16 protein-coding genes and 1 other RNA gene are annotated in these 13,281 nt (G+C 65.5%); 5 read left to right on the forward strand and 12 right to left on the reverse strand.

Going from position 1 to position 13,281, the window contains the following annotated elements; genetic code table 11:
* The first annotated feature begins 7 nt into the window (after nucleotides 1-7).
* The 3 genes from LZ519_RS04145 to LZ519_RS04155 are packed head-to-tail and all read left to right on the forward strand — an operon-like array spanning nucleotide 8 to nucleotide 1,126.
* Entirely contained in the window at nucleotides 8-241 is a 234-nt protein-coding gene (locus LZ519_RS04145; RefSeq protein WP_249867457.1) for a hypothetical protein, read from the forward strand.
* A gap of 40 nt (nucleotides 242-281) precedes the next feature.
* A complete protein-coding gene (locus LZ519_RS04150; RefSeq protein WP_249867458.1) occupies nucleotides 282-695 on the forward strand; it encodes a SufE family protein in 414 nt (137 codons plus the stop codon).
* A complete protein-coding gene (locus tag LZ519_RS04155; RefSeq protein ID WP_249867459.1) occupies nucleotides 692-1,126 on the forward strand; it encodes a PaaI family thioesterase in 435 nt (144 codons plus the stop codon). Before LZ519_RS04150 ends, LZ519_RS04155 begins: the two co-directional genes overlap by 4 nt.
* Here LZ519_RS04155 and LZ519_RS04160 read toward each other — a convergent pair.
* From LZ519_RS04160 to LZ519_RS04210, 11 genes are all read right to left on the reverse strand, one after another.
* The gene (locus LZ519_RS04160) at nucleotides 1,116-1,661 is read right to left on the reverse strand and encodes a J domain-containing protein (RefSeq protein WP_249867460.1); all 546 of its coding nucleotides are present in this window, start codon (nucleotides 1,659-1,661) and stop codon (nucleotides 1,116-1,118) included. The two genes, LZ519_RS04155 and LZ519_RS04160, sit on opposite strands and share 11 nt — an antisense overlap.
* A 43-nt stretch (nucleotides 1,662-1,704) precedes the next feature.
* An RNA gene (gene rnpB, locus LZ519_RS04165) (RNase P RNA component class A) lies at nucleotides 1,705-2,081 on the reverse strand.
* A gap of 88 nt (nucleotides 2,082-2,169) precedes the next feature.
* Nucleotides 2,170-2,538, reverse strand: a complete 369-nt coding sequence (locus LZ519_RS04170; RefSeq protein ID WP_249867461.1) for a hypothetical protein — start codon at nucleotides 2,536-2,538, stop codon at nucleotides 2,170-2,172.
* A gap of 84 nt (nucleotides 2,539-2,622) precedes the next feature.
* The gene (locus tag LZ519_RS04175; protein ID WP_249867462.1) at nucleotides 2,623-3,303 is read right to left on the reverse strand and encodes an N-acetylmuramoyl-L-alanine amidase; all 681 of its coding nucleotides are present in this window, start codon (nucleotides 3,301-3,303) and stop codon (nucleotides 2,623-2,625) included.
* Between the two features lie 31 nt (nucleotides 3,304-3,334).
* Entirely contained in the window at nucleotides 3,335-4,207 is an 873-nt protein-coding gene (locus LZ519_RS04180; RefSeq protein WP_249867463.1) for a CheR family methyltransferase, read from the reverse strand.
* Entirely contained in the window at nucleotides 4,198-5,232 is a 1,035-nt protein-coding gene (locus tag LZ519_RS04185; protein WP_249868858.1) for a chemotaxis protein CheB, read from the reverse strand. Before LZ519_RS04185 ends, LZ519_RS04180 begins: the two co-directional genes overlap by 10 nt.
* Nucleotides 5,233-5,313: 81 nt before the next feature.
* Nucleotides 5,314-5,679, reverse strand: a complete 366-nt coding sequence (locus LZ519_RS04190) for a response regulator (RefSeq protein ID WP_249867464.1) — start codon at nucleotides 5,677-5,679, stop codon at nucleotides 5,314-5,316.
* 58 nt (nucleotides 5,680-5,737) lie between these two features.
* Nucleotides 5,738-6,175, reverse strand: a complete 438-nt coding sequence (locus LZ519_RS04195; protein WP_249867465.1) for a chemotaxis protein CheW — start codon at nucleotides 6,173-6,175, stop codon at nucleotides 5,738-5,740.
* Nucleotides 6,172-8,505, reverse strand: coding sequence for a chemotaxis protein CheA (locus LZ519_RS04200; RefSeq protein ID WP_249867466.1), 2,334 nt, complete (start codon nucleotides 8,503-8,505; stop codon nucleotides 6,172-6,174). Before LZ519_RS04200 ends, LZ519_RS04195 begins: the two co-directional genes overlap by 4 nt.
* Nucleotides 8,506-8,561: 56 nt before the next feature.
* The gene (locus tag LZ519_RS04205) at nucleotides 8,562-9,524 is read right to left on the reverse strand and encodes an acyltransferase family protein (protein WP_249867467.1); all 963 of its coding nucleotides are present in this window, start codon (nucleotides 9,522-9,524) and stop codon (nucleotides 8,562-8,564) included.
* Nucleotides 9,525-9,577: 53 nt separating this feature from the next.
* A complete protein-coding gene (locus LZ519_RS04210; protein WP_249867468.1) occupies nucleotides 9,578-10,216 on the reverse strand; it encodes a histidine phosphotransferase family protein in 639 nt (212 codons plus the stop codon).
* An 81-nt stretch (nucleotides 10,217-10,297) separates the two neighbouring features.
* Between LZ519_RS04210 and LZ519_RS04215 the strand changes: the two genes are divergently transcribed.
* The gene (locus LZ519_RS04215) at nucleotides 10,298-11,248 is read left to right on the forward strand and encodes an RluA family pseudouridine synthase (protein ID WP_249868859.1); all 951 of its coding nucleotides are present in this window, start codon (nucleotides 10,298-10,300) and stop codon (nucleotides 11,246-11,248) included.
* Nucleotides 11,249-11,303: 55 nt separating this feature from the next.
* Nucleotides 11,304-12,215, forward strand: coding sequence for an RNA polymerase sigma factor RpoH (gene rpoH / locus LZ519_RS04220; RefSeq protein ID WP_249867469.1), 912 nt, complete (start codon nucleotides 11,304-11,306; stop codon nucleotides 12,213-12,215).
* On the opposite strand, the gene LZ519_RS04225 is transcribed toward rpoH, so the two are convergent.
* Complete coding sequence (locus LZ519_RS04225; RefSeq protein ID WP_249867470.1) at nucleotides 12,212-13,270, reverse strand: YihY/virulence factor BrkB family protein; 1,059 nt, start codon at nucleotides 13,268-13,270, stop codon at nucleotides 12,212-12,214. The genes rpoH and LZ519_RS04225 overlap by 4 nt on opposite strands.
* Nucleotides 13,271-13,281 lie beyond the last annotated feature (11 nt).

Here is a 13,281-nt window from a genome sequence, read left to right on the forward strand (position 1 = left end):
GCAGTTGATGGTAGTCCTGATCGTTGCGATCGTCATGGTCGCGTCGATCATCAGGGCGAAATACGGCTACTCCCGCCGTGGCCGTTCGAACGAGGGCATTTCACCTGAAGAGCGCGCCGAAAACCTGCGCCTGCGCGACGAGGTGAAGGAGCTCAAGGAGCGCCTGAAGGTGCTGGAACGCATCACCGTCGAGAAGGAAAACAGCCTCTCACGGGAAATCGACGGTCTTCGCGACCGCTGAGGCGCTGGCAGAGACTCGAAGCGCTGCCTATGTGGAGCGCATGCCTCTTCCGCCCATCAGCGAGATCCTCGACGACTATCAGTTCCTCGACGGCGAGGACCGCTACCGGCTGCTGATCGAGCTTGGCCGCAAGCTCGAGCCGATGCCCGAGGCGCTCAAGACCGACGCGACCAAGGTCAGGGGCTGCTCGGCGTCGGTGTGGGTCTATCCGACACGAACAGACGATGGGCGGCTTCACTTTCTCGCCGACAGCAACGCGGCGATCACCAAGGGCATCGTCGCGCTCGTTCTTTCGGCTGTCCAGGACAAGCCGGCGGCGGAGGTCGCGCGAACCGACGTCGCCGCCCAGCTGGCGCCGTTCGAGCTGTCGCGGCACCTGAGCGCGAACCGCACTCAGGGCGTGCCAAATATGATCCAGCTGATCCGGGAAACAGCGCAGCGGCTCGCAGCATGAACGAGCAGCCGGCACCGGGCTTCGATCCCAAGGCGTTCTTCGAGCTTGCAAGGCGGATCGGCCACGGCCGCGCGCTAGGGCTGGAGTTCAAGGGCGCGGGCGACAACTGGGCAGAACTGGCGCTTCCCTGGCGGGAAGAGCTCGTCGGGGTCCCGGAGACCGGCGTGCTGGCGTCTGGAGCGATCGTCAGCCTTGTCGACACCGCGAGCGGCACCTCGGTCTGGGTCACGCTCGACCGCTTCACGCCAATTGTGACGGTCGACCTGAGGCTCGATTACCTGCGGCCCGCGCTCAAGGGCGAGACGATCGTCGCCCGCTGCGAGTGCGTGAAGGTGACACGGCGGATCGCGTTCGTCCGCGGAGTCGCCCACGGCGGCGATGAATCACGGCCGATCGCGCTCAGCGCGGCGACCTTCATGATCAATCGGTAGAGCCGAGCGCCAACCGCCTGTCTTCGGCTGCTTTCAGGACGTCATAGGCCGCCTGGATCTCGCGAAAGCGCGCCTCAGCTTCCTTGTCACCCTGCTTCAGGTCCGGATGGTGCTGCTTTGCCAGCTGGCGATAGGCGGCCCGAATGGTCTTGAAGTCGGCATCCGGTTCAAGCTCCAGGACCGACAGCGCCCGCATCTCGTCGCGGCTGCGGGTCTCGTCGCCGGGACCCGCCCAGCCCCAGTGTGCCGAGCTTCGGAACCCGTTCGCGCCGTTCGCTTCTTCGGCCGCACGCCTGGCCGCTTCTTCGGGGCTCAGGCCGGCGAAGTAATTCCAGTTCTTGTTATATTCGCCGGCGTGGCGTTCACAAAAGTACCAGCGCTCCGGGCTGTTCGGAGCCTTTGGAGCCGGGCGATCGCCGACCTCGTTGCAGCCCTCACGGTCGCACAGGCGAATGCGCGCGGCGTTGCGCCCGGTCTTGCCGTAGGAACGCCAGCGCGGGAATCCCCAGTCGTCCGATCTTGTCTGCTTCGCCATTACCCACCCAACTAGTGGCGCCCCGCACGCCTGTCACAAGGAATTCGCCAGAGGGCCTGTAAGCCGGGTTCTGTCCATCCGCCGAAGCGGAATGGGCGGCCATTCGTCTAGCCCTGCACTTGCGCGCAGGATCAAGCGACCAACCCGGGCGGCGAGCCGGAACGCGCTCATATGCCGCCCCTATTCGGTCTTGCACCCGATGGGGTTTACCGTGCCGCCTTTGTTGCCAAAGACGCGGTGCGCTCTTGCCGCACCCTTTCGACCTTGCCCGTCCGAAGGCGGGCGGAATGCTTTCTGTGGCACTGTCCCTCGCCCCCGCTTGCGCGGGAACGGCCGGGCGTTACCCGGCATCGTTGTTCCGTGGAGCCCGGACTTTCCTCGCCGGGGACAAGTCCCCGCCGCGGCCGCCCGGCCCTCTGGCGAGAACGATATAGGGGAACGGCTGCGCTGTTACGAGTCGGCCGAAAGTGTCCGGACTACGCGGAAACGGCGGCGAGCCGCTTCTGAGTCAGCGTGGCGAAGCCGCGTTCCTCTGGATGGTTTCGACCGCTTCGCGCGCCTCGGCTTTGCGCGCCTCCCACGCGGACTGCGTTCCACACATCTTATGGCCTTTGGTCCGGGTCCCGGGGATTTCTTCGTACCGACAAACCATCCGGTTCGCGTCCTTTGCCGAGGCTGCCTCCAACGCCGCCCATTCCGCCTTGGTTTGGCACAGCTGGTAGGGCAGCGCGCCCGGGTCAGATGCCAGCACATATTGGCACACCCGCTTTTGCTGATCCTGCACCGGAATCTCGGAGCCCGAGGGTTGATATGCGGGGGCAACGGGGCTGGAAGCCAGGAAAAGCATCGAGAGCACGGAGGAGGTCAACTGGAGCATGGTAATCTCCCTACCAGACAGCCGGAGTGTCACCCTCGGCCGTCAGCAAGTCAATGCGTTGCGATGAAACCCGAAATAGGGCGTTCACTGCGGCCGGGGCAGCAGCAGTGACAGCAGCTTCGCGCGGCACTCGCCGTCGATGATCCCGTCTATCCGATCGGGACGAAAACGCCTCTGGAAGGCGATCACAGCCTTATCCTGATCGGTGACGTCATAACCGAAGCGCTCGAGCGCCAAGAGGAACCCCGCATCGGTCCAGAACGGGTCCACCAGCTCCCGCGTCGGGCTCGGCAGGGCCAGCCGGCGCTTGGCGAGCGCGTCCCAGGGGAACAGCTCGCCGGGGTCCTCCTTGCGCCCGGGGGCGATGTCGGAATGGCCGACCACATTGCCGCGGCTGATCCCGTGCCTTTCCTTGATCGACGCGACCAGCGGAATGACCGAAGCGATCTGCTCGTCGGGAAACGGCCGGTAGCCGAACTCGTGGCCCGGGTTGACGATCTCGATCCCGACGCTTGCCGAATTGACGTCGGTAACACCGCGCCAGCGCGACTTGCCGGCGTGCCACGCGCGCTTGGATTCATCGACGAGCTGGTAGGTCGTGCCGTCCTCGTCGACGAGGTAATGGGCCGAGACCTTGGCGTCCGGCGAAGTCAGCCGGTCGAGCGCCCCCTGCGCGTCGGGCATCCCGGTATAATGAAGGACGATCATTGAGACCGGCAGCGCTCGCTCGTCGAAATTGGGCGAGGGGCGCTCGATCAGGTCCATCGGCGAAATGGCGCAGTTTTGCGCCAGCGGGTCAAGCCTTCGCGGCTGCCCTGCGGTCGGCGACCCGCTTCTCGACCACCGCATCGCCATCGAGGCGGCGATAGAGGCCGCGAGCGTTGACGTCGGCGCCGAAGCGGTTGGTCTGCCCGATCACCGTCTCTCCCGCGCCGAGCATCAGCCAGCCATCCGGAGCCATCGCGGAGGCGAGGCGCTCGAAGGCGAGCGTGCGCTTGTCGCCGGTCAGGTAGAGGAGGACGTTTCGGCAAAGCACGATGTCGAAGTCGCCGGGATGCGGCGGCGGCTCCAGGATGTTGTGGACCTGGAAGCGGACCGACTTGCGCAGGTCCTCGACCGCGCGCCAGCCGTCCGGGCATTCCTCGAACCAGCGGATCGTCTGGTTGATTCCGAGCCCGCGCTGCACCTCGAACTGGGTGTAGAGGCCGCGGCGGGCGCGATCGACGACGGTTTCGGAGACGTCGCTGCCAAGGATGTCCACGGTCCACCCGCGCCATTGCGCCGGATCCTCGGCGAACAGCATGGCGATCGAATAGACTTCCTGGCCCGTCGAGCAGCCCGCCGACCAGATACGGATCTTGCGCGTCGAGTGGCGCTTCTTGGCGAGCTCCGGAAGCGCGTGCCGGGAGAGAAGATCGAAGGGCGAGCGGTCGCGGAAGAAATAGGTTTCGTTGTTCAACAGTGCCTCGACGACCTGGTTTGAGAGTCCCGGCTCCTTGCCCATCACGAGGATCGTGATCAGCTCGTCCAGGGTGGAGATTCCCCGCTCGCGGAGCAGGACTGAAAGCGCGGTTTCGATCCGCCAGCGGCGGTTCATCGTCAGCTGCTGGCCGGTGCGCGCTTCAAGCAGCCCGGCGAGGATCCGGCTGGAGCTGTCGCTTACTTGCACGACATGTCTCCGCTTCTCGACGCGATCCTTCGGCCCATTTTCTCGGGCGGCATGACGGCGCAGGCGAGGCCGGCCTCGACAACCGCGCGCGGCATTCCCCACACGGCGGAGCTCGTTTCGTCCTGGGCGAGGACCGAACCTCCGCGGGCGACGAGCTGTCGGGCGCCCTCGACTCCGTCCTTGCCCATGCCGGTGAGGATCACTCCGACCGCGGCGGGGCCGAATTCCGCTCCCGCCGATGCGAACATCGGGTCGACGGAGGGCAGACAACCGCTCGGGGCGGCATCTCGCAGGAGTCTCACGACATGGCCGCCGGAGCCTTCCTCGATGGACAGATGTGCGTCGCCGGGCGCGATGATGATCCGGTCGGGAAGAAGCCTCATCCCGTCCTCGGCGACAAGCGCCTCGCGGCGAGCGGCAATTCCGAGTTGCCGCGCAAATACCGACATGAACGGCGGCGGCAAATGCTGGGTAACGAGGATCGGAACGCCGAGCCGCGCCGGAAGCGCCTGGAACAGTGACGCGATCGCGTGGATCCCGCCGGTGGACGCGCCGATCGCCAAGAGGCCGATCGGATCTGCTGCCATTGCCCGAAGCGGTCCGTAACCCTGGAGCTTGATCGGCTCGGGAAGCGGGCGCGTCGGCTCGGCAAAGCCGATCGACTTGAGCTTGCCCAACAGGACTTCGGCGAAGCGACCGTTGAAGCGGCCGGTGCCAGGCTTGGGCATTGCGTCCGTCGCGCCGAGAGCAAGGGCAGCAACGCTCTGCTCCGCGCCATCGTCCGCGAGCGAGGAGACGATCATCACCCGCGCGCCGTCGGCGGCCTTCAGCAGCTCGGGGATCATCTTGAGACCGCCCGCGCCGGGCATTTCGAGGTCTAGAACGATGATGTCGACCTTCACCGTTCCGAGCGCCTCGATGGCATCCTCGGCGGTGGCGGCGACTGCCGCAATCTCGAACATCCTGTCGCTTTCCACGATTCGCGAGAGGACCGCGCGGGCGACCATCGAATCATCGACGATCATCAACCGGATACAGCGCCGTGCCGGCGCTTGGGTCGCCTGGCGATCGCGCGATTTTGCGAGCGCCCGCTCCACGACGGGGGCTTACGCTACGCCGACGAGCTGAAGCTTGACGTGCAGCGTCTCTCGATCGAACGGCTTCATCACATATTCGTCGGCGCCGGCTTCAAGCGCGGCGCGAATGTGGGCCATGTCGTTCTCGGTGGTGCAGAAGACGACCTTTGGCTGGTCGCTGTGCCCCCGCTGGCGGAGCAGCCGAAGGAACTCCATCCCGCTCATCACCGGCATGTTCCAGTCGAGCAGAACCACGTCGGGCATCTTCTGCTCGCAACGGGTCAGGGCTTCCTGACCGTCGCCAGCTTCATCAACCTCGAACTGCAAAGTCTCGAGGATGTGACGGGCGACCTTTCGGATCACCTTGGAATCGTCGACGATCAAACAGCTTTTCATTCTTCAAGCTTTCCCCGCGCAATCGAACGGTCTGTACTCACTAACGGTAACCAAGGCATTAAGCTGCCCGCGCTTCCGATCCCGAAATCAGAGCGGCGACATCCACCAAGAGCAAAGGCCCCGCTTCGGTTTCCACCATCCCGTGCGACGCGCGCTCCCAACCGGTGCCCATCGCAGCGCGAACCGGCGAGGGATCCGACAAGGCTTCGACCACGTCTTCGACCACGTCGACGAGCAGCGCATAATGATGGCCGTCGAGCTCGACGACAGCAGCTTCGCGGATTCCGTCGGAGCAGTCGGTTGTGCCGAGGTCCAGCGAGCGCATGCAGTCGATAACCGTCAGAACTCGGCTCCGGAGCGCCGAAAGTCCGGCGACATGCGGAGCGGCGCGCGGAACCGCGACCAGGGTGTCCAGCTCGACGACGGACTCGACTGCTGCGGCGGGCAGAGCAACACGCTCGCCGGCGATGCTGACGATCAACAGGAGCTCATTCATTTGCGCCTCCCCGAGCCGGCGGACTTGAGCGCCATGAGCAGCCCCGCGCGGTCGTAGCGATAGATGCTGTCGTCCTTGGCGCCGGCCGCTTCTGGCTCGGCCCGAAGGACGATCGTCCGGCCCGCCTTGGCAGCGGCCTTGCGTTCCGACGTGATGACCAGGTCGGCCTCGCCGTCATGCTCGTCGCCGACGACCCTGTAGCCGACGGATTCGACGATGGGCCGGAGCAGGTTCTGCATCCACGGGTCGCCGCTGGGCAGCCTGCAAAGCGGCTGCTCGCTGGGTTTCCCGGCCGCAGTCCCCAGGTGGTTGGAGAACAGCCAATGAGCGTCCACGAGCTCCGCCGGTTCTCCGGCGATCAGCGTCACTGCGCTGATCTCGCCCGGGTTTTCGGCCGGAATGACGTCGCTTTCGATCGTCGACAGATCGATGACTTCGCGGAAGGCATAGCCGATCTCGTGGACCCCGTCGTTCAGACGGAAGACCCGCACCTTCTCGTCCCCCAGATCGGCGTTGACGCCCGCGAGAGGAAGAATCGCCTCGCCGAGCTGCACGCGAAGCTGGCCTGCGCCCGGCTTGATGGCACTGACCGGCACTTCCTCGATCCGATCGACGACGCCAAGGCGAAGAGCGCGGCGGCCGCCGTCCAGGCCGCGGAAGAGGAGGACGGAAACCGCCTGAGCGGCCATTGTCGAAGGACCGTCGGCAACCCGCGCCGTGCGGTCCTGCGTCTCCAGCTTCACTCCGCCGACTTCGGCGAGACCGGCCGGATCGAAGAGCAGGATCGGGCTGCCATCGTCGGCAAGGGTGGTGCCGGCGTAAAGGCCGGTCGCCATCACCTGCGGAGCGGCCGGCTTGACCACCAGTTCTTCGTGATCGTGGATTCGCTCCACGGCGAGCGCATAGACGTCGCCTCCGGCCGGACGAAGGACGACCAGGTTCCGCTCGTTTTCGGGCATTTCGCTCTTGAGGCCGAGAATGTCGGCAAGCGCAACTTCCGGCACGCGCTTGCCTCGGATGGTCGCCACTCCGGATCCGCCCAGCGTGTCGAGCGTGACCGATTCGCCGTTGGCGCGGACGATTTCGACGATTGCCGAGCGCGGGATTGCGAAATGGTGCGAGCCGATCGAGACCGTGAGCGCCGGAATGATCGTCAGGGTCAGCGGCACCCTCAGCGTCATCCGAGTTCCCTCACCCGGAACGCTGTCCACCTCGACGATCCCGCCGATCCGCTCGACGTTGGAGCGGACGACGTCCATTCCGACGCCGCGGCCGGAAATCGCGGTGACTTCCTTGGCGGTCGACAGGCCGGCTTCGAAGATGAGCGCGAGCTGTTCGCGGGGAGTCAGCTTCGCCGCATCGTCGCGTTCGAGAAGGCCGACGTCGAGCGCCTTGGCGACAAGCTTCTTGCCGTCGATTCCGCGGCCATCGTCCTGGATGTCGATCAGGATCTGGTTGCCCGACTGGCGCGCCGAGACGGACAGGATGCCGATCTCGCGCTTGCCGGCCTTGAGCCGTTCGGCCGGGCCTTCGATCCCGTGGTCCACCGCGTTGCGGATGATGTGCGTAAGAGGGTCGCGGATCATCTCGATCATCTCGCGATCGAGCTCGACGTCGCCGCCCTCGATATCGACTAGGACCTGCTTGCCGAGCTCCGCCGAAAGGTCGCGGACCATTCGCGGAAGAGCAACGAAGAGATTCTCGATGCGCTGCATCCGGGTACGGGTAATCGCGTCGCGCATCTCGGCGATGATCGACGACAGGCGCTCGAAGGCGCCGTCGACCGAAACATCCGTGGAGGTTTCGCGAAGCCTGCGGGCCAGCTCGTTCCTTGCCAGGACCATGTCGGAAACCGTGCTCATCACCCGGTCGAGCAGCCCGACGGACAGGCGGATCGTCCGCGGCGCGGCACCGCGCGCCAGCTCCGCCACGGCTGCTGCGGCGGGCGCGGCGGCCCCTTCCGCTCCGGGCTCAAGGGCCTCGATGAGGCCGCTGTCGTCGCCCTCGGGGAGCTTTTCTCCCCGCTCGATGATCGCGATCATTTCGCCGATGCGATCGATAATGGCGAGGACGGCACTGACCAGGGGTACGTCAGGCTGGCGGCGTCCGGCACGCACGTCGGCCAGAGCATCCTCGGCGGCGTGGCTGAGCGCCTCGAGCCGCGGGAATTCGAAGAAGCCGCAATTGCCTTTGACGGTGTGAACGAAGCGGAAGATGGAATCGAGGCGTGCGCGGTCGTCGGGATTGGCTTCCCACGCGACGATTTCCCCGCCGAGAGCCTCGAGCATCTCCCGCGACTCTGCAACGAAATCGGCAATCAGATCGTCCATCGGCCTCACGCGTCCTTGCTGCCAGGAGCGTCTAGCCGTCAGAAGTTAAAGGCCCGTTAGCCTTGCGGAGCGAGCCCGGGCGCCTCGAGACCAACGGTCTCCGGCTGGCGCGAGCGCCTTCGCCGGGCGACCCAGTCGCCGAGCGGTCGTTCCAGCAGGCGGTGAACGGCGAGCCCGATCGCGACGGCCGCGAGGAACCTCACAATCGGCATCTCCGCCGACGAGCCCGTCAGCGCGTTTATCGGGAACAGGTGCATCAGGTAGATCGAATAAGAAGCGTCGCCGATCCCCACCAGCGGATTGGCCCAACGCGCCGCGAACAGCCACTCCAGGCCCAGCGCGCCGTAGACGATCATCACCGCGGGCAAGCCGAAATCCAACGCCCGCAGGGAGGCCACCGCCGGGTCGAGCATCGTCGCATTGTCGAACGAGCGGGTCGAACCGAACAGCAGCACCAGCCCAATCACGAGAGCAAGTCCAGGCAGCCGAAAGCTGCGAAGTCGTGCCAGTGCGAATCCGGCGGCGAATTCCAGGATGATCGGGCTAAGCAGGAATGCGGTTGCGGGTCCCGGCCGATCGAGCGCGGCAACCAGCACCGCGGCGGCCGCGACGAGCGCCGCCCGCCGGCTGAAGAGCCAAACTGTCATCGCCACGTAGAAGAGCACTTCGAAATAGAGCGACCAGGCCACCGGCAGCAGCGGTTGCTGATAGTGGCCGCCCCAGATGGGCCACAGGGTCAAGGTCGCGCCCACCCTCGGGGTAAGGCCGGATCCGAAGGCGATTTCCCACAGGAGAGGCGCCGCCGCGGCCCACAAATAGATTGGGTAGATGCGCCAGAACCGCGCCTTCGCGAACGCGGCGGCCGGGCGATCCTTCGACACGCGGGCGATGATGAAGCCGGAAATGACGAAGAAAAGATCGACCCCCGCCGACCCGCGGCCGGTGGCGAAGGCATGGCAATAGACGACCGCAAGCGCCGCCACTGCCCGCAAGACCTGGATCGAGCACAGCTTCTTCACGCTCGCACGGGTAACGGCGACTGTTTAAAATTTTGCGCCTGGACGCGTGAAAGCTAGCGTCCGGTGCTTTCCGGAAGCGCTGCGCCTATGACGAGCACCTCGTCGGACGGCTGCGAAATCTGGATCGCGCCGCCGGCTTCGGAGGCCAGGCTGTGGGCCAGCCACGCGCCTGCGGTCCGTGCCTCCACGCCCCCTTCCGCGCCATTCAGAAGGGTGTCGCGGATCGACGCATCGAGCAGGATCCGCGGCCCTTCCGCGCGGATCGCGATTTCGGTTGCTCCATTGCTTTCCACGCCGACGTCCAGCCGGCCCCCGCGAACCAGCGCATCCCCGGCGATCAGCGCGAGGTTGAGAAGGAGCTTCGCTCCGCTTTTCGACAGCTTGCTGTCGCCTGCCATCCAGCCGAGCTCGATCTTGCCCTGGCTGAGCAGGCCCTGGAGCACGGCTTGCGCTTCACTGCTGTCCACCGCGTCGCCGAAGCCGCCGGCGGCACCGAACGCCAGACGGAAGAACTTCAGCTTGTTGGCGGTGACCCGGGCGCTGTCCGCGAGCAGATCCAGGCAGCGGTCGCGCATGTCGGGGTCCTGCTCGTCGGCGAGCAATTCGATGCCGTTGTTCAACGCTCCCACCGGCGACATCAGGTCGTGGCACAGGCGCGAACAGAGCAGGCTTGCGAGGTCTACGGCGTTCATGCCGCGGCTGAATGGGCCAGTCGCGGAAATCGTGCAAGGCGCGGACATCTTGAACGGCTGTTTGACACTCACAATATCTCGATTGTGGGGGGCTTGCAGACAATCGAGGTGAAGCTCGAGCCGGCACATTCCGGCTGGCGGCTGGACCGTGCGCTTGCCGCTGCCGTCCCCACCCTGTCGCGCGAGCGGCTGAAAGCGCTCATCCGAACCGGCGCGGTCGAAGCGGCCGGCACAGCGGTCCGCGACCCTGCGACGAAGGTCAAGGGAAGCGAGCACTTCCGCCTTCACGTCCCGGAGCCTGAGCCCGCGCACAACGAGCCGCAGGACATCCCGCTGCCAATCGTCTTCGAGGACCCGCATCTGCTGGTCGTCGACAAGCCTGCCGGACTTGTCGTCCATCCGGCCGCCGGAAACCGCGATGGCACTTTAGTGAACGCCTTGCTTCACCATTGCGGTACTTCCCTGTCGGGCATAGGTGGCGTTGCCCGTCCGGGGATCGTCCATCGGATCGACAAGGATACGTCCGGCCTGCTGGTCGTGGCGAAGACCGACGTCGCCCATGAAGGATTGGCCAGGCAATTCGCCGCGCACAGCATCGACCGGCGCTACCTCGCGATCGTGTCGGGCGTCCCCAAGACGAGCGGCGGGACCATCGACGCTCCGCTCGCTCGCTCCAGCGCAAACCGCAAGAAGATCGCCATCGTCGAAGGATCGCGCGGAAAGCGCGCCGTGACCCACTGGAAGCGCCTTGAGCTGCTGTCGGATTCAGCGTTGGTCGAATGTTCGCTGGAGACCGGTCGAACGCACCAGGTCAGGGTCCACATGGCCTCGATCGGCCATCCGCTGCTCGGCGATCCGGTTTACGGCCGGTCCCGGGCGCACCGCGAGCTATTGAAAAGCCTAGGTTTTCAGCGGCAGGCTTTACACGCCGCCGAGCTGGGCTTTACCCACCCCGTAACGAAGCACCGCCTGTCGTTCTCAAGCGGCATGCCAGCGGACATGCAGGAACTGTTCAATCAACTTCGTGTATAAGAATTAGAGTGGCCAGCCGCTCGATTAGCAGCGGCGGCCCAGGGAGAAGGATCGAATGGCAGCACGTTCTGGCGGAATCGTCTCGCTACCCGCTTCTGGCGGGGAGGCAGGACTCAACCGCTACCTTGCCGAAATCAAGAAGTTCCCGATCCTCGCTCCAGAGGAAGAGTTCATGCTCGCCAAGCGCTGGCGTGAGCAGGGAGACACGGAGGCGGCGGCCAAGCTCGTCAACTCGCACCTTCGCCTCGTTGCGAAGATCGCGATGGGCTATCGCGGCTACGGGCTTCCGGTCAGCGAGCTGATCAGCGAAGGCAATATCGGCCTGATGCAGGGCGTGAAGAAGTTCGAGCCCGATCGCGGCTTCCGCCTCGCCACTTACGCGATGTGGTGGATTCGCGCCTCGATCCAGGAATTCATCCTGCGCAGCTGGAGCCTGGTGAAGATGGGCACCACCGCTGCCCAGAAGAAATTGTTCTTCAACCTTCGCCGGATGAAGAACCAGATCGACGCGTTCGAGGAAGGCGACCTCAAGCCCGCCGACGTCACCAAGATCGCGACCGACCTCGGGGTGACCGAGGAGGAAGTGGTGTCGATGAACCGCCGCATGGCGATGGGCGGCGACACCTCGCTCAACGTCACGCTTCGCGAAAGCGAGGGCGGCGAGAGCCAGTGGCAGGACTTCCTGGTCGACACCGGCCCGCTTCAGGACGAGCTGATCGCCGAGGACGAGGAAAGCCGCGTCCGCCACGACCTGCTGGTCGACGCGATGGACAGCCTCAACGAGCGCGAGAAGCATATCCTCACCGAGCGGCGGCTCACCGACGATCCGAAGACGCTGGAGGAGCTGAGCCAGGTCTATGGCGTCAGCCGCGAGCGGATCCGCCAGATCGAGGTGCGCGCGTTCGAGAAGCTGCAGTCGGCGCTGATCAAGCTGGCGGGCGAAAAGAAACTGCTCCCGGCCGCCTAGGCCTTCTTCCGGCCCTTTGAGTCCTTCACCGTCGGCGCCTCCGGCGTGGCCTCGGCCATCGACGGCGCATCCTTGCGGTCGGGCTTGTCGTCGCCGGCGACGTGATCGGCGGCCCAGGCGCCGCGCTTGCCCAAAGGCTGCGGCTTGCCGGTCGTGCTGTCCTTCGCCGTCTGGTGCTCGATCTCGCTATTGAGCTCGGCGCCGAAGATCAGCGCGTAGGCCGACAGGTAGATCCAGCTCAGAAGTACGATCATCGTGCCCAATGAGCCGTAGGTGACATTATAGTCGGTGACGCTGGTCACGTAGAAGGTGAACGCGAGAGTCAGCAGAAGCCAGGTAATCGCGGCGAACAGCGAGCCCGGCGTGATCCACCGCCACTGCGCATCCTCCCGTGACGGGGCGAAACGGTAGAGCGTCGCGGCGACCGCCGACGCGGCTAGCGTAAGCGTCAGGTAACCGGCCAGCCTCGCAGCGAAGACCAGAGGAGGCGAAGCTCCGGGAGCGAAGTTGCCGAAGAACGCAAGCGTGGTCGCTCCGACGAGGGCAAGGACCGCCAGCACGACCGCGCCAACGGTCATGATCGCCGCGATCAGGTAGAAGCGGCCGAGCGACCTCTTCTCCTTTTCCTCGTATGCAATGTTCATCGACGTGATGATCGCGCTGGCGCCGTTGGTGCCGCCGTAGAGCGCGACCAGCAGAGCGACGAGAACCCCGGCGCCGCGGGTTTCCTTCGTCGTTTTCACGGCCGCGATAAGCTGGTCGGCGATCAGCTGGGCAACGTCGGGGGGAAGGATGGCCGTTAGCGCCTGGACGTTGCGGACGACCGTCTGCGGGTCGGCGAACAGTCCATAGAGCAAGACGATGATCCCGAGCAGCGGGACCAGGGCGAGGAAGCCGTAATAAGCGACCCCGGCGGCGACGAGGCCGACATTATCCTGCCACGTGCGGGTCCATGTCCGCTTGGCGATGTCCTTCCACGCGCGCGCCGGCATTTGCCAGGGAGAGGTGGCGCGGCGGCCGCGGTCGCGCGACCGGTTTTTGCTTCGCTTGGCCATGAGGGGAGTAA

Origin of the sequence: Sphingomonas anseongensis (assembly GCF_023516495.1) — a bacterium.
Taxonomy (GTDB): domain Bacteria; phylum Pseudomonadota; class Alphaproteobacteria; order Sphingomonadales; family Sphingomonadaceae; genus Sphingomicrobium; species Sphingomicrobium anseongensis.